The following is a 19,272-nucleotide window of genomic DNA, read 5'->3' on the forward strand; positions in this document are numbered from 1 at the left end:
GGCCCTTCTATCAGCAGCAACAACCGACGCGAATTACGCCAGGCTTTTGCTCAGCACCTCGTAGACGTCCGGCGACAAATGCCCGGAAGCACGGATGCGCTCCAGCTCGCCTTTCATCAACGCCTGACGGGCGCTGTCGTATTTGCGCCAGCGGGTCAAAGGCGCCAGTTGGCGCGAGGCGATTTGGGGGTTGAAGCCGTTCAGCTCGATGACCAGGTCCGCCAGGAAGCGGTAACCCGAACCGTCCGCCGCGTGGAAGTTGATCAGGTTCTGCCCGGCGAAGGCGCCGATCAGTGCACGCACCTTGTTCGGGTTCTTCAGGGTGAACGCAGGGTGTTCCATCAGGGCTTTCACGCGGGCCAGACCACCGGGCAAGGTGCTGCCGGCCTGAACGCTGAACCACTGATCCATGACCAGCGCGTTTTCTTTGAAGTTTTCGGCGAACACCGCCAAGGCCTTGGCCTTCTCGTCTTCGAACGGCGAGTTGACCAGCACGGCCAGCGCGGTCAGGCGCTCGGTCATGTTGTCGGCGTTGTCGAACTGCTCAATCGCGGCAGCCAGCACTTCAGGTTTACCGGTCAGCATCAGGTAAGACAGCGCAATGTTCTGCAGTGCGCGACGAGCGAAGTGCTCGGACTCGGCCACGTACGCGGTCTTTTTCGACAGTTCGCGGTTGGTCTGGTAACGCTTCCACAGCGCGTCGCTCAGGCTGCTGGCCAGTTGCTGACGCGCGAATTCGCGAGCGGCGTGGATGGCATCGACGTCGGCCACTTCACTGATTTCGGTCAGGTAGGCTTCGCCCGGCAGCGACAGCATTTCCGCGACCATCGCCTGATCCAGGCTGTCGTCAGCGAGCACGGTGCCGAGCGCGGTCACCAGACGTTGGTCCATCACCAGGTTCTTGCCTTTCTGGTGCTGGGCGATGAGTTCCTGCAGGACCTGAACCGACAATTGCTGGCCGGCATCCCAACGGTTGAAGCCGTCCGTGTCGTGCTGCATCAGGAACATCAGTTGATCGCGGTTGTACGGAAAGCTCAGTTTGACCGGCGCAGAGAAGCCACGCAGCAGCGACGGCAGCGGCTGCTCGGCCACATCGACGAAGGTGAAGGTCTGTTCGGCTTCGGTCACGGAGATCACCCGCGAACTGCCCGATGCCGTGGCCTCGCCTTGCAGGCGCAACGGAATTTCCTTACCGGCGTTGTCGAGCAGGCCCAATGACACAGGAATCACGAACGGCTTCTTCTCGTCGCCTGGCTGGCCGGGTGTGGTCGGCGCGCTTTGGCGGAAGGTCAGGCTGTAGGTGTTGGCCGACGGGTCATAAGACTCGGTGACCGCCAGACGTGGCGTACCGGCCTGCGAATACCAGCGCTTGAACTGGGTCAGGTCTACACCGTTGGCGTCTTCCATGGCCTTGACGAAGTCGTCGCAGGTCACGGCCTGGCCGTCATGGCGTTCGAAATACAGGTCGCTGCCTTTGCGGAAGCCTTCGGCGCCGAGCAGCGTGTGGATCATTCCGACCACTTCCGAGCCCTTTTCGTACACGGTCAGGGTGTAGAAGTTGGAAATCTCGATGAAGCTGTCCGGACGCACGGCGTGGGCCATCGGACCTGCGTCTTCGGCGAACTGGTGCGTGCGCAGGTAGGCAACGTCCTGAATGCGCTTGACCGTGGCCGAGTTCATGTCCGAGGAGAAACCCGCGTCGCGGAACACCGTGAAGCCTTCCTTGAGCGACAGCTGGAACCAGTCGCGGCAGGTCACGCGGTTGCCGGACCAGTTGTGGAAGTATTCGTGGGCAACGATGGCTTCAACACGTTGGTGGGCGGCGTCGGTCGCGGTTTCCGCGCGAGCCAGCACAGCGCTGGAATTGAAGATGTTGAGGCCCTTGTTCTCCATGGCACCCATGTTGAAGTCGTTGACCGCGACGATCATGAAGATGTCCAGATCGTATTCGCGACCGTAGACCTCTTCGTCCCAGCGCATGGATTTCTTCAGGCTGTCCATGGCGTGCTGGCATTTGTCGATGTTTTCCTGCTCGACATAAATGCGCAGCGTGACCTTGCGGTTTGTCATCGTGGTGAAGGTGTCTTCGATGCACCACAGATCACCGGCGACCAGTGCAAACAGATAGGCCGGCTTCTTGAACGGGTCTTGCCAGGTGATCCAATGGCGACCGTCTTTCCCTGGACCGGAGCCGACCAGGTTGCCGTTGGACAGCAGGATCGGGAAATCCTGCTGGTTGGCAATGACCGTCGTGGTGAACGTGCTCATCACGTCCGGACGGTCGAGGTAATAGGTGATCTTGCGGAAGCCTTCGGCCTCGCACTGGGTGCAGAACATGCCGCTGGACTTGTACAGGCCCTCCAGCGCGGTGTTGGTTTCCGGGTGGATCTTCACGCTGGTGTCCAGGGTGAAGGTATCGGAGGTGGGCTGGACGGTCAGGCTGTCAGGGGTCAGTTCGTAATCGCTGGACGTCAGGTCAACGTCGGCCAGCTTGACCGACAGCAGTTCCAGCAACTGGCCGTCGAGCACCAGCGGCGGCAAACCTGATCCGCGCGCCGGATTGCGGCGCATGACCAACTGCGCGTGGACCAGGGAGTGGTCGTCGAACAATTCGAATGTCAGATGCGTCTCGTCGATGAGGTACTCAGGCGCCTGATAGTCCTTCAGGTAAATCATTTTCGGCTGTTCGGTGCGCATGATGCTGTCCTTATTCGTTTGCCAATACAGAGCTGCCCATTCACGGCTACTGGTGAACGGCGAGCTGGTAGGCCGTGTATTTGCGGATGTTGATCACGCCGGTGTCGAAGATCAGGTATTGACCCTTGATGCCCAGCAACGTGCCCTCGGCGATCGGGTCCTTGTCCAGATTGAAGCTGACGATCTTGGTCGGGTAGGCCTCAACCGGATACTTGATCTCGATGGGCGCGACGTCGTTCAGCAACTGGATGGCCTGCAAGCCGAAACGCGCTTGCAGTGCAGACAGCCCCTCGGCACAGGACTCGAACAATTGCTGACGGATGGCCGTCAGGTCAACCGATGGCGCATCGCCTTTAAGCAGCGCACGCCAGTTAGTACGGTCGGCCACCTGGCTGCGGAACAGGTCCTCGACGAAGCCCGACTGCTGGCGGGTCGCCACGCGCACGATCGGCAACGCCTGACTCGCGCCTTGATCCAGCCAGCGCGTCGGCAATTGCGTGGCACGGGTGATTCCGACTTTAACGCCCGACGAGTTGGCCAGATAGACCACGTGGTCGGTCATGCAAAACTGCTCGCCCCACGATGGATCGCGGCAGGTGCCGTGCTCGTGGTGGCATTTTTCCGGGCTCATGATGCACACGTCGCACTGCGCCAGCTTCTGCATGCACGGGTAGCAATAGCCCTGACTGAAGCTGGTCTTGGTGCGACGGCCACAATGGCTGCAATGGATCGCGCCCAGGTACTCCAGGCGCACGGTCTTGCCGATCAGCGGGTTGACCGGGATTTGCGCATCACCCAGACGAAAAGCGTATTCAACCCGCGTGGCATCGAGCCGCGCGGACATCTTGTTGACGGAACCGCGACCAATTTCGATCAATGGATGGCATCCGACTTGAACAGGATGTTCGGCACTGGCGCCGACTTGGAGGCACATTCCTGCGGGCCCATGTAACCGATACGCTGCTCTTCGGGCACGTTGCGCACTTCCCAGGCGATCAGCGCCTGCAACGACAGCTCGCGTTGTTCCTGCGTCAGCTTGCGGCCATCGGACCACTTGCCGATTTCCACGGCCAGCTTCAGGCTCTCGTAGATGTCCGGGGTAATGTTTTCGATCATTTCAACAAATGAGGACATGGGGCTCTCCCAGAATTAAGCGGGCAATTTTAATGTTTACGGCGCGCTAATGCACCGCCCACAAGACCTGTTGCACAACCGATGATCAGACCGCCGACATGCGCCCCGTTGGCGATCTCGCCAAACCCGAGCAGGCTGATCACGCCGGACATGCACAGCACCAGCCAGATCAGCATCATGGCCAGCACGCCACGCGGCAGACGGTAGATGGGGTTGGGCGCCAGCCATTGAAAGATCCAGCAGTGACCGAGCAGGCCGTACAGCACCCCGGACAAACCGCCGAACAGGCTCGGGCCGCTCCAGAAATACTGGCCGTAGTTGGAAAATGCACTGAAAGCGAGGGTCAGACCCAGCAAGTGCCAACTGCCCTGACGCCTCTCGATACGTCGCCCCAGCTCCCAGAACCACAACGCGTTCATGACCAGGTGCAACACGCCGAAGTGAATCAGCATCGGCGAAACCACACGCCACCACTGCCCCGCCGCCAGCGACACCTCGACCGGCGTGAACATGACGTAATCACCGCTCACGCGGAAATCGTTGAAGGTCAGCCAGCTGAGCGCTTCGTAGTTGTCGCCCAGCAGGGTCACGCCCGCGACGATCAGGCACACCAGCAACACGAGGCTGGTGACCGGACTGCTGCGCACCTGCACCAACGGGCTGGGCCGGGTCACGGCCACCACTTCGCGACCGGGTGGCAGCTGAGCGGTGGGATCGCCTTGCGGGTATTGTTCGTACAGCTGACGAATGTCGTCGGCCAACTGCGGCGCGTCGGGCACCCACAGCACCTGCTCACCGGCTTCCTCGCTGACGCGGTGAGGCACGTTGAGGCGTCGCAACAACTCGACGAAACCGCTGAGGTCGGTGTTGAGCGGCAAGCGTAATACCGCAACCGGATTCATTGGGCAGTCTCCGGCCGCGTGACATCGACCCAGACGAACTTGCCGGGATCGATTCGGGTTTCCTGATCGAGCCGGTAGGCCACCAGCTTGCCGTACAGCACGGCGCTGTAATCCAGGCACGCCAGGTTCGGACGGATCGGTGCGGGCACGCCACTGCGCCAATAGTGGCCGACGAACAGCAGCGGCTCATCGGCGCCATAGCGCAGCAAGGCATTTTTCTCGCTGTCGGAGAGCGGCCGTTTGGCGACAGGCTCTGGCAGCGCATCTGGCTGGAACACCACGTCGCCGTAGGTCTGCGGGTCGTCCTCCCAGAACTTGGTGCGAAAGGACGCCCGTGTCAGGCCGTCACCACCGGTGAGCGTCATGCCGTGCGGCAGGCGCATATCGGTGCCGCGCAGCAGCCGGTCGAACACCGCGCTGGCAAAGCTGCCCGGCACCGCCGACGCCTGAACGAAATGCTGATCGATCCGGCCATCGCCATGGGCGCTGCGCAAGGGTTCGATCAAACTCGCGTCCCAGCAGGCATGCACCAGCCGGAAACGCTCGGCATCGACGAACAGCGGCAGTTCGTAGAACCAGTTGAGGAAGTCTTTCCAGTCACCGGGGTGCTGTTCGAACTGCGCCAGCGTTTCACCCAGCAAACGGGCATGACGCGGGGTGTGTTCGCGCACGAACTGTTTGCCGGTTTCTGGCGGTGCTGGCGTGCTCCAGCCCAGCGCGTTGAATTCATGGTTGCCCATGATGCAAAACGCCTGACCGGCCACGACCATGTCATGAACGATGTGCAGCGCCTCACGAATGCGCGGGCCGCGGTCAATGATGTCGCCCAGAAACAGGGCGATGCGTTCAGGGTGGCGCCAGACGCCAGCCTGATAGCGATAACCGAGGGTGTCGAGCAAGTGCTCAAGGGTCTGGGCACATCCATGCACGTCACCGATCAGGTCGTAGCTACGCGCGGGATCGAGCATCAGTCGCCCCCGCCGCCAAGCCGACTGCCCCAACCGAGTTTGGTCCGGCAGACTTCGTAGTAATTGTGATCGAGCGGGTGAATGAGTCGCAGCTTCTGGGGTTTCTTTTTCACCGTCACGGTGTCACCCGGCGCGCAGGTGAAGTGGTTCTGTCCATCGCAGGAGACCTGTGGATAAATCGTCATGTCCTTTGAGACAACGATTTTCAGCTCACTGTTGCCGTCGACGACAATTGGCCGCCCGGACAGCGTGTGCGGGTACATCGGCACGATGACAATGGCGTCCAGTTTCGGGTGCATGATCGGCCCGCCCGCCGACAGCGCGTACGCGGTGGAGCCGGTCGGCGTGGCGACAATCAGGCCATCGGCCTTCTGGCTGCAGACGAACTGGCCGTCGATGTAGATTTCGAATTCGATCATGCGCGTGGACTTGCCGGGGTGCAGGACCACATCGTTGAGCGCGTCGCCCTGGCCGATGGCTTCGCCGTGACGGCGGACTTCGGCTTGCAGCAGAAAGCGGTTCTCGACCAGATAATGGCCGTCCAGCACCTCGGCGACCTTCACTTCCAGCTCGTCAGGGCGGATGTCGGTCAGAAACCCCAGGCTGCCACGGTTGATGCCGAGCACCGGCACGTTGTGCTTGGCCAGCGCACGGGCGGCGCCGAGCAGACTGCCGTCACCGCCGACGACGATGACCATGTCGCAGACTTCGCCGAGCATCTTGCGCGAAGAGGTCTGCATGCCGTGCCCCGGCAGCACTTCGGCGATGGCGTCTTCGAGAATGACGTGCAGGTGCCGCGACATCAGGAATTTCTTGAGTCGGCGAACGGTCTCGAGCACTTGGGAACTGCCCAGGCGACCAATGATGCCGATATTACGAAATTGCTCCATGGGGCTCCCGCAGGGTCGATGCACATAAAGAAAGCGATTATGGGCGAAGGGGTCGGGGGCGGCAAACCGACAAGCGTAATCGGCGCGATTACCTGGCGCTGATAGCGGGTTCTGCCTAACGGCAGAAGCGTTCCGCCTTCTGGCTCCTGGCTTGGCCCTCCTGCGTCGGGTACCCGCACCCAAGTCGCGCTTTGTGGTGTCTGGACTGTCGCGTACAAGAGGAACGCGGGCTGGAGCTAACGCTCTTCGCAATTTTTGATTCGTGCATCTACCTGCTGCACGCCACCCTGTAGGAGCGCGCTTGCTCTGGGCCGCACTCGGACGATCTGCCGGGAACCGGCAGCAAGACCTGTGCATGCGGAGTGTCAGGCATAGCCGAGTCGCCTGATTTTGCTACCGCTGCGCGGCAGATCGTCGGACAAGCCGGACTCCTACGCCTTCGGCAGAATCAAAAACACAGCGGACATCCAGGACTCTCGTTTTGCGACTGCGTGGGAACGATCAGTTGCTCTTGGCTCTGGCTTTTGATCTTCCTGCCTCGCCAGTCCAGACACCACAAAACGCGACTTGGGTGCAGGCTGAACGCAGGCGGCGTGGAGTGGGACGAGCGGCATGGATGCCGCGAGAGCGCTGCCAGGACATGGATGTCCGTTCAGCGCGGGCGAATCACGATATACCCAATCCCGAGCTGCACCGTGCCACGCCCCACAACACCCGCTATTCTCCCCCAATGACCCCATTTCCCACCCTCACCGCCCTGCCCCGTCAACTCCGTACGCCTCAAGTACGTGACCTCGCGTGGGCGATTCTTTCGCCACCGATGCTCGCGGTGACCGACTGGCCGCAGCGTCACCCGTTGAGCGGCAGCGACTGGGTCCGGCATCCCGACACGTTGGCGAACTTCATGCGCACGCTCGATCACGACAGCAGCGCATTGCTCGACTGGTTGTCGAAAAGCTCGATACGCCGTCTGGGCCTGTATTACGAACGCCTGTGGCATTTCGCAATCCGGCACGCGCCGGGCGTGGACTTGATCGCCGCCAACCTGCCGATCCGCGTCGAAGGCCGCACGCTGGGCGAGCTGGACATGCTGCTGCGCGACGGGGATGGCGTTCACCACGTCGAACTGGCGGTCAAGTTTTACCTGGGGCCTCAGGACGGAAACGGTGGAGATCCGGCGAGTTGGCTAGGACCCGGCTCGCACGACCGGCTCGACCTGAAGCTGGCGCACCTCAATGAGCATCAACTGCCGATTTCGGCGAGAGAGGAAAGTCGTCAGGCGCTCGCGGCACTCGGCATTGAGTCGCTGGACGACCATCCGCTCAAGGCTGAACTGTGGCTCGGCGGCTACCTGCTCTACCCATGGCCCCACAATGCCGGCTCACCCGAAGGTGTCAATCAGGATCATCTGCGCGGTCTGTGGTTGCACCAAAAGGACTGGCCGAGCTTCGCCGCCCGACATCCCGAAGGGCGCTGGCAACTGCTACCCCGTCATGCCTGGCTGGGGCCGGCGCGGTATGACGAGGCATGGAGCGTCGATGAGTTTCAGGCCTGGCTCGAACAACTCGCGCCAATCGCCCCGGCGCAATTACTCGTTCGCCTGGTTGAAACGCCCGGAGGTCATTGGGAAGAGGCCGAGCGGCTGTTTCTGGTGTCGGACCTCTGGCCCGCCACCGCCGATGCGGGCGAGGTCACACACTCAATCTCAGCACCAGTGCCGCCAGCGTGATCAACAGCACCGGCAATGTCAGCACGATGCCGACCCGGAAGTAATACCCCCAACCGATGCTCACGCCCTTGCGCGCCAGCACGTGCAACCACAGCAACGTCGCGAGGCTACCAATTGGGGTGATCTTCGGTCCCAGATCGCTGCCAATGACGTTGGCGTAAATCATCGCTTCCTGAAGCGGGCCGTGCGCCTGACTGGCATCGATCGACAGCAGGCCAATCAGCACGGTCGGCAGGTTGTTCATCACCGAGGACAACAACGCCGTCAGCACGCCCGTCCCCATCGCCGCGCCCCACAGGCCGTGTTCGGCAAACCGGTCGAGCCAACCGGCCAGATAAGTGGTCAGGCCCTCGTTGCGCAATCCATAGACCACCAGGTACATGCCCAGCGAGAAAATGACGATCTGCCAAGGCGCGTCCTTCATCACCTTGCGGGTGGAAATCTTGTGCCCCTTGGCGGCAATGCCCAACAGGATCGCGGCACACACCGCCGAGATCGCGCTGATGGGAATGCCCAACGGCTCAAGTGCAAAACACCCCACCAGCAAGATCACCAGCACCCACCAGCCCGCCAGGAAGGTGGCTCGGTCATGGATTGCGGATGCGGGCTCGGCCAGTTGCGAAGCGTCGAACGTCTTGGGGATGTCGCGACGGAAGAACAGCATCAGCACCGCCAGCGTCGCGGCGACGCTGACCAGGTTCACCGGCACCATCACCGAGGCGTAGCGATTGAAGCCGATGCCGAAGTAGTCGGCGGAGACAATGTTCACCAGATTGGAGACCACCAGCGGCAGGCTCGCGGTGTCGGCAATGAAACCGGCGGCCATGACGAACGCCAGCGTGGTCGCCGGTGAAAAGCGCAACGCCAGCAGCATCGACATGACGATCGGGGTGAGGATCAACGCCGCGCCGTCGTTGGCGAACAAGGCGGACACCAACGCGCCCAGCAGCACGATGAACGCAAACAGCGAGCGCCCCCTGCCATTCCCCCAACGCGCGACGTGCAACGCTGCCCAGTTGAAGAACCCGGCTTCATCGAGCAGCAGGCTGATGATGATCAGGGCGATGAACGTGCCCGTGGCGTTCCAGATGATGTGCCAGACCTGCGGGATGTCAGTCAGGTGAACCACGCCGAAGAGCAGTGCAAGTACCGCACCGAAGGTCGCACTCCAACCGACGCCCAGTCCTTTTGGCTGCCAGATGACGAGGGTGATGGTAACCAGAAAGATCAGGGCGGCTATGAGCATTTAACGTCGGGGTCTCGGAAGCAGGATGGCAAGGATGCCAAGCAACGGCAGGAATGAGCACAGCGTGTAGACATAGACGATGCCGTGAAGATCCGCGAGGTGGCCTAATAATGCTGCACCAATTCCACCGAAGCCGAACATCAGCCCGAAGAAGATCCCGGCGATCATGCCGACGTTACCCGGAACCAGTTCCTGCGCGTAGACCACGATGGCCGAGAACGCCGAAGCGAGGATGAAGCCGATGATCACGCTCAGCACGCTGGTCCAGAACAGATCGGCGTACGGCAGCGCGATGGTGAACGGGGCGACGCCGAGAATCGAGAACCAGATCACCGCCTTGCGACCGATCCTGTCGCCAATCGGGCCACCGAAAAACGTCCCCGCCGCCACCGCTGCCAGGAACATGAACAAGTGCAGCTGCGAGCTGGCCACGGTCAGCTGGAATTTATCGATCAGGAAAAAGGTGAAGTAGCTGGTGAAGCTGGCCATGTAGAAATACTTGGAAAATACCAGCAGCGCCAACACCACCAGTGCGCCGGTCACGCGGCCCTTGGACAAGCCATGAGTGGCCGCTTGACCGGACTTCAGTTTGAACAGCGCGAGGTGCTTTTTGTACCAGCGGCTGATGACGTACAGCAGCCCCACCGAGAACAGCGCGATCAGACCGAAGTACGCGATATGCCCCTGCCCGAACGGGATGATGATCGCGGCGGCCAGCAACGGCCCGATGGCCGAGCCACTGTTGCCCCCGACCTGAAAACTGGATTGCGCCAGACCAAAACGGCCACCGGACGCCAGTCGGGCGATGCGCGATGCTTCGGGGTGGAAGGTCGACGAGCCTACGCCAATAAGGCCTGCAGCCAACAGGATCAACGGGAAACTGCCCACGGTCGCAAGCATCAGCACACCCGCCAGAATGCACAGCGATCCTACGGGCAGTACCAACGGGTTCGGGTGACGGTCGGTGTAATAACCCACCCAGGGCTGCAGCAACGAAGCGGTGACCTGAAACGTCAGGGTAATCAGGCCCACCTGGGTGAAACTCAAGCCGTACGACGCTTTGAGCATCGGGTAGATCGACGGCAGGATCGACTGGATCAAGTCATTGAGCAGGTGCGCCAGCGCCACCGCACCAATGATGCGCATGACCAGCGGGCTGGATTGAGAGGTCGCGGGGGTCGCGGTCGAGGGGCTGGTAACGGCCATCGGGTTCATCCATCGGACGGTTGAGCGCCGCACGCGAAACGATGACAAAGGATGTCGGCGGCATAAAGGGCCGCCAATGTGCCATTTTTTGGGGCAGTGATGCCATGTTTTGTTGCGAGTTTGCCGGGCTCACCTCATCAACGTCTTCTGTGGGAGTGAGCGTGCTCACGAAGAGGCAGGTGCATCCGCCGCCTCTTCATCGCCTGATACCCGGCTTTCGTGAGCACGTTCACTCCCACAGGGACGGCCAAAGCCCTAGACAGCGGGCTGCATCCCCGGACGCTTGGCCAGGCTGCCGTCCACGTCGTGCAGCGAGACCTTCGAGGTCTCGGGCAATGCCAAGCCACCGACCAGCCCCAACAGCGCGATCACGATCAGGTAAAACGCGGGCGAGAGATTGCTGCCGGTCACGCCGATCAGCCAGGTCGCCATCAACGGCGCAGTGCCGCCGAAGATCGTGTACGCCATGTTGTAGGTGATCGCCGAGGCGGTGTAGCGCGTGCGTGTCGGAAAGGTCTCCGACAGCAACGCTGCGGTCACCACGTTGCACAGGACGGCGCCGGTCGCCAAGAGCATCACCCCGACGATCGAGCCTGCAAACGAGCCGGAACTCGCCATCAGGAACGACGGATACACCATCACCGCCAGCAGGACACACGCGCTGATGACTGTCGCCCGACGCCCGACCTTGTCGGAAAACGCGCCGGCCACCGGACACATCGCCGCAGCGAACAACAAGGCAATCAGCGACACCAGCAACGCGGTCGCCCGGCTTAAACCGCCGGCCACTTGCAGGTAAGTCGCGAAGTAGGTGGTGAACATGTAGAACGACAGCGCCGTCAGCGAAATGAACGCGCCCAGGGCGCAGATCGCCGCACCGTGATTGCGCAAAGTTTCCTTGAGCGGCGAATGCGCCACGGCGTGTTCCTCAGTGACCGCCTGGAACGCCGGGGTTTCGTCAAGCTTCCAGCGCAAGTACAGACCGACCAGCCCCAGCGGTGCGGCGACCAGAAACGGCAGACGCCAGCCCCAACTGCTCATGGCGTCGGCAGACAACGAGGCCTCCAGCGCGTAAGCGAAAATGGCCGCTGCGGCGAACGCCGAGAAGGTCGAAACGGGCACGAAACTGCCGTACCACGCGCGTTTTCCCCGTGGGGCATGTTCCATCAAATAGGCACAGGCACCGGCGTATTCGCCACCGGCCGAGAAACCTTGAGCACAGCGAATGATCGTCAGCAAAATGGGGGCCGTGACACCAATGGCCGCGTAGGTCGGCAGCAGCCCGATGATCGTGGTCGCCCCGGCCATCAGCAGAATGGTGAACGCCAGCGTGCGTTTGCGGCCGATCCTGTCGCCGAGCATGCCGAAAAACAACCCGCCCAACGGACGGAAAGCAAAGGCCACGGCAAACACCGCGAAGGTCTTGAGCAACGCCACACTGGCATCGCCACTGGGGAAGAATTGCTGGGCAATGGTGGTCGCGAGAAACCCATACACGGCGAAGTCGAACCATTCGACGAAATTGCCGATCCCGGCCGCAACGATGACTTTTCTCAAAGTGGCAGGGTCAACCTGCTCAATGGCTGGAGTGATCATGCAAACCTCGGCACACGTGGGAAAGATCCGATTATCGGTACAGCGCCTGAGCGGCCTTACTCCAGAAGTGTCGCCGACATACTCAGGACCGACCTGTCGAGGTGTCTGGTCCGCAGGATTCGTGCCAAGGATCGGCCAATTCACTGCAGGCGTCCGCCGTACGCAAACCCTGTGGGCACGAATTCATTCGCGGTGCGGTGGTCAATCCGAGACAGATGCCTGGATGCCCGGCCTCTCGCGAATGAATTCGCTCCCTCAGGGTGATGGTCGTCGTTCGAATCAGCGCCCGTTTGCAGCAACCAACGCTGCTTTACCTTGAAGCCCACCGGTGTGAACAAAGATCAGTCTGGCGCCTGGGGCAAAACGCCCGGCATCGACCGCCTGCCGCAGCGCCAACAGCGCCTTGCCGGTGTACAGCGGCTCAAGCGGGACACCACTCTGCTGTTCACACTCGGCCATGAACGTCATCAGCTCGGGATCGACTTTGGCAAAGCCACCTCGGCTGGCATCGAGCAATTCGTAGCGCCGACCGCGTGAACCGCCAAGGATGGCCTGAATGTTCTGCGCAACGCCATGCCCCTCGGGCACCGCCATCGCGCCGAACACCTCATGCTCATCGGACTCAGCAAGCACAAGACCCGCCAAGGTGGTTCCCGTGCCACAGGCCAGCCACCAGCCGTCGTAGTCCTCCCAACCGAGGGCGCCAAGCTGGCTGCGCGCCTGGCTCACGATCTCGGCGCAGCCCAATGCGCCGTCCAGTCCGCCGCCGCCTTCTGGAACCGGATGCAGCTGTGGATAACGCTCACGCCACGGCGCCCAGAAATCCGGCTCATGCCGAGCGCGGTAACCGCCATAGCCCAGCCAGTGAAGCGCCATGCCGAACGCCTGCACGTCCAGCACCGTCGGCGTTTGCACCGGATGCCCGCGCACCAGCCCGACCGTTGAAAAGCCAAACCGCTTCCCCGCCGCGGCCAGTGCATGGAGGTGATTGGAATGCGCGCCACCAAGACTGATCACGCCTTCAGCGCCCGCCTGTCTGGCGGCCGTCAGATGGTGTTTCAGTTTGAACCATTTGTTGCCACTGATCAGAGGGTCGATCTGGTCGAGACGCAGGATGGCGACCTCGATGCGGGCGGCACGAAGCCAACCGAGGTTGAGGAGATGCAACGGGGCGGGAGGAAGCATGGGGATCGTTGATCAATCAAAGAAGGCGGAGTTTACCACCGCAACAGAGCCCTGCCGGGGTCTGACCTTTCCGCCTTGATCCCACGATCGCCGAAACCTGCAGGAGCGACCGGGGAGTCGTTCCTACAGGGTGAAACGGGCATTCGCCCCTTACAACTCTGCCGCCAGTCGCGAGCCCTGGTTGATCGCGCGCTTGGCATCGAGCTCAGCCGCGACGTCCGCGCCACCAATCAGGTGCACGCTCTGACCTGCCGCCTGCAAGCCGTCGTAGAGTTCACGCAGCGGGTCCTGGCCTGCGCAGATCACCACGTTATCCACCGGCAGCAACTTTTCTTCACCCTCCGCGCCGATGCGAACGTGCAATCCGGCATCGTCGATCTTCAGGTACTCGACGCTGTTGAGCATCTGAACCTGCTTGTTCTTCAATCCCGTGCGATGAATCCACCCAGTGGTTTTACCCAGCCCATCACCGACCTTCGAGGTCTTGCGCTGCAGCAGGAACACCTGACGCGCGGGTGCATGCGGATGAGGTTTGATCCCGGCGACACCGCCGCGCGCCGACAACGCGCCATCAATGCCCCACTCTTCCCAGAACGCGTCGCGGTCCAGACTGGTGGAGACGCCCTGATGCACGAGGAACTCGGAGACGTCGAACCCGATGCCACCTGCGCCAATCACCGCTACCGATTTGCCAACCGGTTTGCGCCCGAGAATCACGTCCAGATAACTCAGCACCTTGGGGTTGTCGACGCCCGGAATCGCCGGCGTCCGCGGAGCGATCCCGGTCGCAAGAATGACGTCGTCGTACCCCTTGCCCACCAGATCGTCGACCGCGACACGGGTGTTCAAGCGCACATCGACCCCGGTGGTCTGGAGCTTGCGACCGAAATAGCGCAGGGTTTCGTAGAACTCTTCCTTGCCCGGGATACGTTTGGCGATATTGAACTGCCCGCCGATTTCGCTGGCCGAGTCGAACAGCGTGACTGCATGCCCGCGCTCCGCCGCAACGGTGGCGGCTGCCAGCCCCGCCGGACCGGCGCCAATCACCGCGATCTTCTTGATCTGCTTGACCGGCAGGTAGTTGAGCTCGGTCTCGTGACACGCACGCGGGTTGACCAGGCAACTGGTGAGCTTGCCGCCGAAGGTGTGATCCAGGCAGGCCTGGTTGCAGCCGATGCAGGTGTTGATTTCGTCTCCGCGACCGGCCGCAGCCTTGTTGACGAAGTCGGCGTCAGCGAGGAACGGACGCGCCATGGACACCATGTCGGCATCGCCTTCGGCCAGCACCTGTTCAGCGACTTCCGGCGTGTTGATGCGGTTGGTGGTGATCAGCGGGATCGACACCGAACCGCGCATTTTTGCGGTGACCTTTGCGAACGCCGCACGCGGGACCTTCGTAGCGATGGTCGGAATACGCGCTTCGTGCCAACCGATGCCGGTGTTGATCAGGGTCGCGCCCGCCTGTTCGATCGCCTTGGCCAGTTGCACCACTTCTTCCCAGGTGCTGCCGCCCTCGATCAGATCGAGCATCGACAACCGGTAGATGATGATGAAGTTCGCGCCAACCGCCTCGCGTACCCGACGCACGATTTCCACCGGCAGACGCATGCGGTTTTCGTAGCTGCCGCCCCAACGGTCGGTCCGGTGGTTGGTGTGTGCTACGAGGAACTGGTTAATGAAATACCCTTCCGAGCCCATGATTTCGACGCCGTCATACTCGGCGGTCTGGGCCAGGGTCGCGCAGGTCACGAAGTCCTGAATCTGCTTCTCGATGCCTTCCTCATCCAGTTCCTTGGGCTTGAACGGGTTAATCGGCGCCTGAATCGCGCTGGGCGCTACCTGCTTGGGGCTGTAGGCATAGCGGCCCGCGTGCAGAATCTGCATGCAGATCTTGCCACCGGCCTCGTGGACGGCCTTGGTGACAATGCGATGGTGATCAGCCTCTTCGGGTGTGGTCAGCTTGGCAGCGCCCGAATAGACCCCGCCTTCGGCATTGGGCGCGATACCGCCCGTGACCATCAGACCGACACCGCCACGCGCGCGCTCGGCAAAGTAGGCGGCCATCCGTTCAAAGCCGCCCGGCTTCTCTTCGAGGCCGGTGTGCATGGACCCCATCAGCGTGCGGTTGCGCAGCGTCGTGAAGCCCAGATCCAGGGGAGCCAGCAAGTGCGGGTAGTGTGCGGCGGCCATAAAAACTCCATCGAGCATCATCACGGGACGCGAGCACTCTATGGCGCTCGTCGAAGTCATCAGGACTTTCAAGACAGCCCTGTTCATGACGCAGACAGTAAACAGCCATTGAGTCACGCTCAATGACCGAAAGTGACAAGTTATTGATCCAAATGCGCACCATCCCCCTTGGCAATGCTTGCGTCGCGCCCTACCCTTGACGGCATTCTGGTTCAGGCTCGTTTTATCCTCCCATGCGTAAAGTTCTCGGCTCACTCATCGCGGTCGTGCTGGCGATCCTTCTCGTCAGTTATGGTTTGTGGACGAGCAAGCGTCGCGTCGGCCATTACCTGACCGACTTGCGAATACAGGTGGTCATCAATGATGGCCAGCCCGGTCAACGTGGCAATCTGCTGGGGATTCAGCCCGAGCTCTTCCCTTCCGATTACTCAAGCGTGAAACGGCTGCATCGTAAACTCGCCGCCTACCTGGAACAGGCCCGTGACCGGGGCTTACTCAATGACAAAACCATTGTGGTGCTGCCCGAGCACATCGGCACGTGGCTGTTCGCGGTCGACGAAAAAACGCAGTTCTACCAGGCGACGACCATTGAGGAGGCCATGAACTGGCTGTCGTTCAGCAACCCGCTGCTGTTCCTCGATGCGGCCCTCCATGCCCGTGGGGAGCGCTGGCTGGATGACGTGCACCTGCGCATGAAGTCGCGCAGCATGGCGCAGGATTATCAAAGCGTGTTTGGCGGTCTGGCCAAGGAGTTTGGCGTGACGCTGGTTGCGGGGTCGATCATTCTGCCCAATCCGCAAGTGCAGGACGGGAAACTGCAGGTGGGCACCGGTGCGCTGTACAACAGCAGCCTGGTGTTTGGCCATGACGGACTGCCCATGGGGCAACCGCAGCGACAGCTCTTCCCGAACGTGTACCAGCGCGGTTATATCCGTGCCGACAAAGACGCCCGACTGAACGTCATCGATACCCCGGCCGGCCGCCTCGCCACCCTGATCGGCAGCGACAGCTGGTACCCGGACAACTACACCCGCCTGAACGAACGCGGTGCCGAACTGATCGCCGTGCCCGCGTTTGTCGCGGGCAATGGCGGCTGGTCGGAACCTTGGCGTGAAGAGAAACACGAGACACTGACGGCGCATCTGAACCTGGGCCAGCAGCCTTTGACCGAGGGCGAGGCGTGGCGCCGATTGACCCTTTCTCCCCTGAGTAATGCCAAGGCCGGCATCAGCGTGTTCATGCGCGGCCAGTTCTGGGATCAAGGCAGTGCCGGTCATAGTTTCGCCAGCCGGGGTGGCCAGAGCATCGCCGAGCCGTCCATCAGCGCAGCTCCCAAAGGCGCCAAGCCCGGGCATGGGGCGCGCCTGATCAACCTGTGGTTGTGACAGATGACCGCGCCCCGGGTACGCCTCGGTGATCTGTCGGTCGGCTTTGTGCATGGCCTGGCCGATGCCATCCGTCACCTGGGGCACGACCCGCAACCACTGCTCGATCAATTCGGTCTGGACCCGGCGCGGCTGGCGGATGTGGGCGCCAGACTCTCGATCCCGCGCTACATGCGCCTGGGCCATGCAGCGATTCAACTGACCGGCACGCCTGCCCTGGGATTGCGCATGGGGCGTTCAAGCCGCTTGAGTCAGGCGGGACTGGCCGGTGTGACCGCGGCTCAGGCGCCCACGGTGAGAGAGGCGGCACGGACATTGATCCGTTTCGAGCCGTTGTACGGCTCCAATTATCGGGGGCAGTCGAGCTTTCACGAAGACAGCGAAGGGGCCTGGCTGCGCTTCTATTCCATCAGTCCTTATAACGACTACAACCGTTTTGTCGTGGATTCGATTCTGGCGGGCTGGCTGCATCAGCTCTCCACCCTGGCGGGCACAGAAGTCCTTGCCGAAAAGATCGAGATCGAATTCGACGCCCCGGCCTACGCCCATGAATATGGCGCACTGTGCGAGGGCCCCGTGAGTTTCGCAGCGGGCGTCAATCAATTGCGCCTGAGCCAGAGCGTGCTCGGGCTGCGCAACCCGGATCATGTCCCGGGCACGTGGCGGCATTTGCTGCAGCTGTGTGAGCGGGAACTGGAACAACTCACCCGCACCCGCAGCCTGCGTGAGCGCATCACTCAGTTGCTGGGACCGTTGTTGAATGGCGGGAGAGAGCCGGATCTGGAGGAAGTGGCAGCACGACTGAAGCTGCCCACCTGGACCCTGCGCCGCAAATTGGCGGAAGAAGGCACGCGCTTTCGCGCGATTCTCAATGACACTCGGCGCGACCTTGCAATGACCTATATCCGTGACACGGAACTGGCCTTTGGCGAGATCGCTTACTTGCTGGGTTTTGCGTCAGCCGAAGCTTTTCAACGCGCCTTCAAACGCTGGAACGGTCAGACCCCGGGAGAGTTCCGCCGCAGCCAACGTCATTCAGCCTGAGCGATGCTTAAAGCTCGGTAGCGTCGTCGGCAGGTTCAAGCGGGTCCAGCTCGTAAGCCTGATATTCCAGTAGTTCTTCTTGATAATCGTCCATCACTCATGCCCTCGTGGCTGTTCTCTTTCGTCTTGATCGTCTTTTGTCGTTTCAGCGAATGGTTTCAATGACCACGACCTTCACCCTAAAGTGCCGTCATGAAGGATAAATGAACGCTTCTTGAACAATAGACGAGGTGAACGCGGAAGCATTTACCGGCACATCCCTGTCAGGGCTCTAGGGCGCGGTCCGTCGCCATAAGGGTGATATTTAGCTCACGACGAGAATTCGTGCAAGTGGTCAGGAAATTCCTACGTCCATGGGTCACGCATCTGTAGGAGCGTGGCGTGTCCCGCGATCGGCTGCGCAGCAGTCGTGCACTGGGAAACGCGGTGTATCTGGCAGATCGCACTTAATCATTTTTGCTGCCGGCTCCCGGCAGATCGCGGGACAAGCCGCGCGCCTACAGGAACCTGCCCTTGACGTCCGTATCGTGTTCGCCATAGTCTTCAGGCCATGAACGTTACCCAGCATTTCTTCGGCCAGATAATTATTACCGCCATTCCAGTCATGGCGGGTTAGCCGACGTTTGCACCGAACCCGCCCTAGAGGCGGGTTTTTTCTCTCTGTCTCCCGGGCCCCAAACCTCGAACCAGGAGTCAGACATGATCATCATCCGCCCTTCCCTCGCCGTCTTCTCGCCACGTCTGATCATCGCCGCCGTTTCGACGAGGCCGACACGATGAACGCGATGCTCGAAAAAACACGGGGCCATGGCGATCTGCTCAATCAGTACGTCAAGAAAATCCTCACCTCGCGCGTCTACGACGTGGCCGTGGAAACCCCGCTTCACGGTGCTCGTCAGCTGTCCGAGCGGCTGGGCAACCAGGTGCTGCTCAAGCGCGAAGACCTGCAGCCGGTGTTTTCCTTCAAGATTCGTGGCGCCTACAACAAGCTGGCGCAACTGAGCACGGAAGAGCTGGCGCGGGGCGTGGTCACGGCGTCGGCGGGCAACCACGCGCAAGGCCTGGCGCTGGCGGCGAAGACCCTGGGTGTGTCGGCGACG

At 61.5% G+C, this 19,272-nt stretch carries 15 protein-coding genes; 4 read left to right on the forward strand and 11 right to left on the reverse strand.

Going from position 1 to position 19,272, the window contains the following annotated elements:
* Nucleotides 1-33: 33 nt before the first annotated feature.
* The 6 genes from pepN to BLS87_RS21455 are packed head-to-tail and all read right to left on the reverse strand — an operon-like array spanning nt 34 to nt 6,591.
* Entirely contained in the window at nt 34-2,697 is a 2,664-nt protein-coding gene (pepN, locus tag BLS87_RS21430; protein ID WP_074755362.1) for an aminopeptidase N, read from the reverse strand.
* A 46-nt stretch (nt 2,698-2,743) separates the two neighbouring features.
* Nucleotides 2,744-3,574, reverse strand: a complete 831-nt coding sequence (locus BLS87_RS21435; protein WP_074755364.1) for a DUF2797 domain-containing protein — start codon at nt 3,572-3,574, stop codon at nt 2,744-2,746.
* The gene (locus BLS87_RS21440) at nt 3,571-3,831 is read right to left on the reverse strand and encodes a YeaC family protein (protein WP_062380693.1); all 261 of its coding nucleotides are present in this window, start codon (nt 3,829-3,831) and stop codon (nt 3,571-3,573) included. The genes BLS87_RS21435 and BLS87_RS21440 overlap by 4 nt, the downstream gene beginning before the upstream one ends.
* Before the next feature lie 29 nt (nt 3,832-3,860).
* Nucleotides 3,861-4,733, reverse strand: a complete 873-nt coding sequence (locus BLS87_RS21445; RefSeq protein WP_074755366.1) for a rhomboid family intramembrane serine protease — start codon at nt 4,731-4,733, stop codon at nt 3,861-3,863.
* A complete protein-coding gene (locus BLS87_RS21450; protein WP_074755368.1) occupies nt 4,730-5,701 on the reverse strand; it encodes a metallophosphoesterase in 972 nt (323 codons plus the stop codon). The genes BLS87_RS21445 and BLS87_RS21450 overlap by 4 nt, the downstream gene beginning before the upstream one ends.
* A complete protein-coding gene (locus BLS87_RS21455; RefSeq protein WP_062380689.1) occupies nt 5,701-6,591 on the reverse strand; it encodes an NAD(+) kinase in 891 nt (296 codons plus the stop codon). Before BLS87_RS21455 ends, BLS87_RS21450 begins: the two co-directional genes overlap by 1 nt.
* A gap of 730 nt (nt 6,592-7,321) precedes the next feature.
* On the opposite strand from BLS87_RS21455, the gene BLS87_RS21460 reads away from it, so the two are divergent.
* Nucleotides 7,322-8,320: a DUF1853 family protein gene (locus BLS87_RS21460; protein ID WP_074755370.1), complete on the forward strand. Its 999-nt coding sequence runs from the start codon at nt 7,322-7,324 to the stop codon at nt 8,318-8,320.
* Here BLS87_RS21460 and BLS87_RS21465 read toward each other — a convergent pair.
* The 5 genes from BLS87_RS21465 to BLS87_RS21485 all read right to left on the reverse strand — a co-directional run bounded on the left by BLS87_RS21465 (nt 8,283) and on the right by BLS87_RS21485 (nt 15,743).
* Nucleotides 8,283-9,566 carry an arsenic transporter gene (locus BLS87_RS21465; protein WP_074755372.1) on the reverse strand — a complete coding sequence of 428 codons (1,284 nt, stop codon included), beginning with the start codon at nt 9,564-9,566 and terminating at the stop codon, nt 8,283-8,285. The genes BLS87_RS21460 and BLS87_RS21465 overlap by 38 nt on opposite strands.
* The gene (locus tag BLS87_RS21470; protein ID WP_083370727.1) at nt 9,567-10,772 is read right to left on the reverse strand and encodes an MFS transporter; all 1,206 of its coding nucleotides are present in this window, start codon (nt 10,770-10,772) and stop codon (nt 9,567-9,569) included.
* A gap of 255 nt (nt 10,773-11,027) precedes the next feature.
* Complete coding sequence (locus tag BLS87_RS21475) at nt 11,028-12,368, reverse strand: MFS transporter (RefSeq protein ID WP_074755375.1); 1,341 nt, start codon at nt 12,366-12,368, stop codon at nt 11,028-11,030.
* A gap of 279 nt (nt 12,369-12,647) precedes the next feature.
* Nucleotides 12,648-13,553 carry a 1-aminocyclopropane-1-carboxylate deaminase/D-cysteine desulfhydrase gene (locus BLS87_RS21480; RefSeq protein ID WP_074755377.1) on the reverse strand — a complete coding sequence of 302 codons (906 nt, stop codon included), beginning with the start codon at nt 13,551-13,553 and terminating at the stop codon, nt 12,648-12,650.
* A gap of 150 nt (nt 13,554-13,703) precedes the next feature.
* Nucleotides 13,704-15,743, reverse strand: a complete 2,040-nt coding sequence (locus BLS87_RS21485) for an NADPH-dependent 2,4-dienoyl-CoA reductase (protein WP_074755379.1) — start codon at nt 15,741-15,743, stop codon at nt 13,704-13,706.
* A 233-nt stretch (nt 15,744-15,976) separates the two neighbouring features.
* Between BLS87_RS21485 and BLS87_RS21490 the strand changes: the two genes are divergently transcribed.
* From BLS87_RS21490 to BLS87_RS21500, 3 genes are all read left to right on the forward strand, one after another.
* A complete protein-coding gene (locus BLS87_RS21490) occupies nt 15,977-17,128 on the forward strand; it encodes a nitrilase-related carbon-nitrogen hydrolase (protein ID WP_074755381.1) in 1,152 nt (383 codons plus the stop codon).
* Between the two features lie 3 nt (nt 17,129-17,131).
* A complete protein-coding gene (locus BLS87_RS21495; protein WP_074755383.1) occupies nt 17,132-18,172 on the forward strand; it encodes an AraC family transcriptional regulator in 1,041 nt (346 codons plus the stop codon).
* Between the two features lie 815 nt (nt 18,173-18,987).
* The coding region (locus BLS87_RS21500; protein WP_167362090.1) for a pyridoxal-phosphate dependent enzyme at nt 18,988-19,272 on the forward strand (285 nt) is incomplete at its 3' end.

Source organism: Pseudomonas abietaniphila (assembly GCF_900100795.1).
In the GTDB taxonomy this organism is placed as follows: domain Bacteria; phylum Pseudomonadota; class Gammaproteobacteria; order Pseudomonadales; family Pseudomonadaceae; genus Aquipseudomonas; species Aquipseudomonas abietaniphila.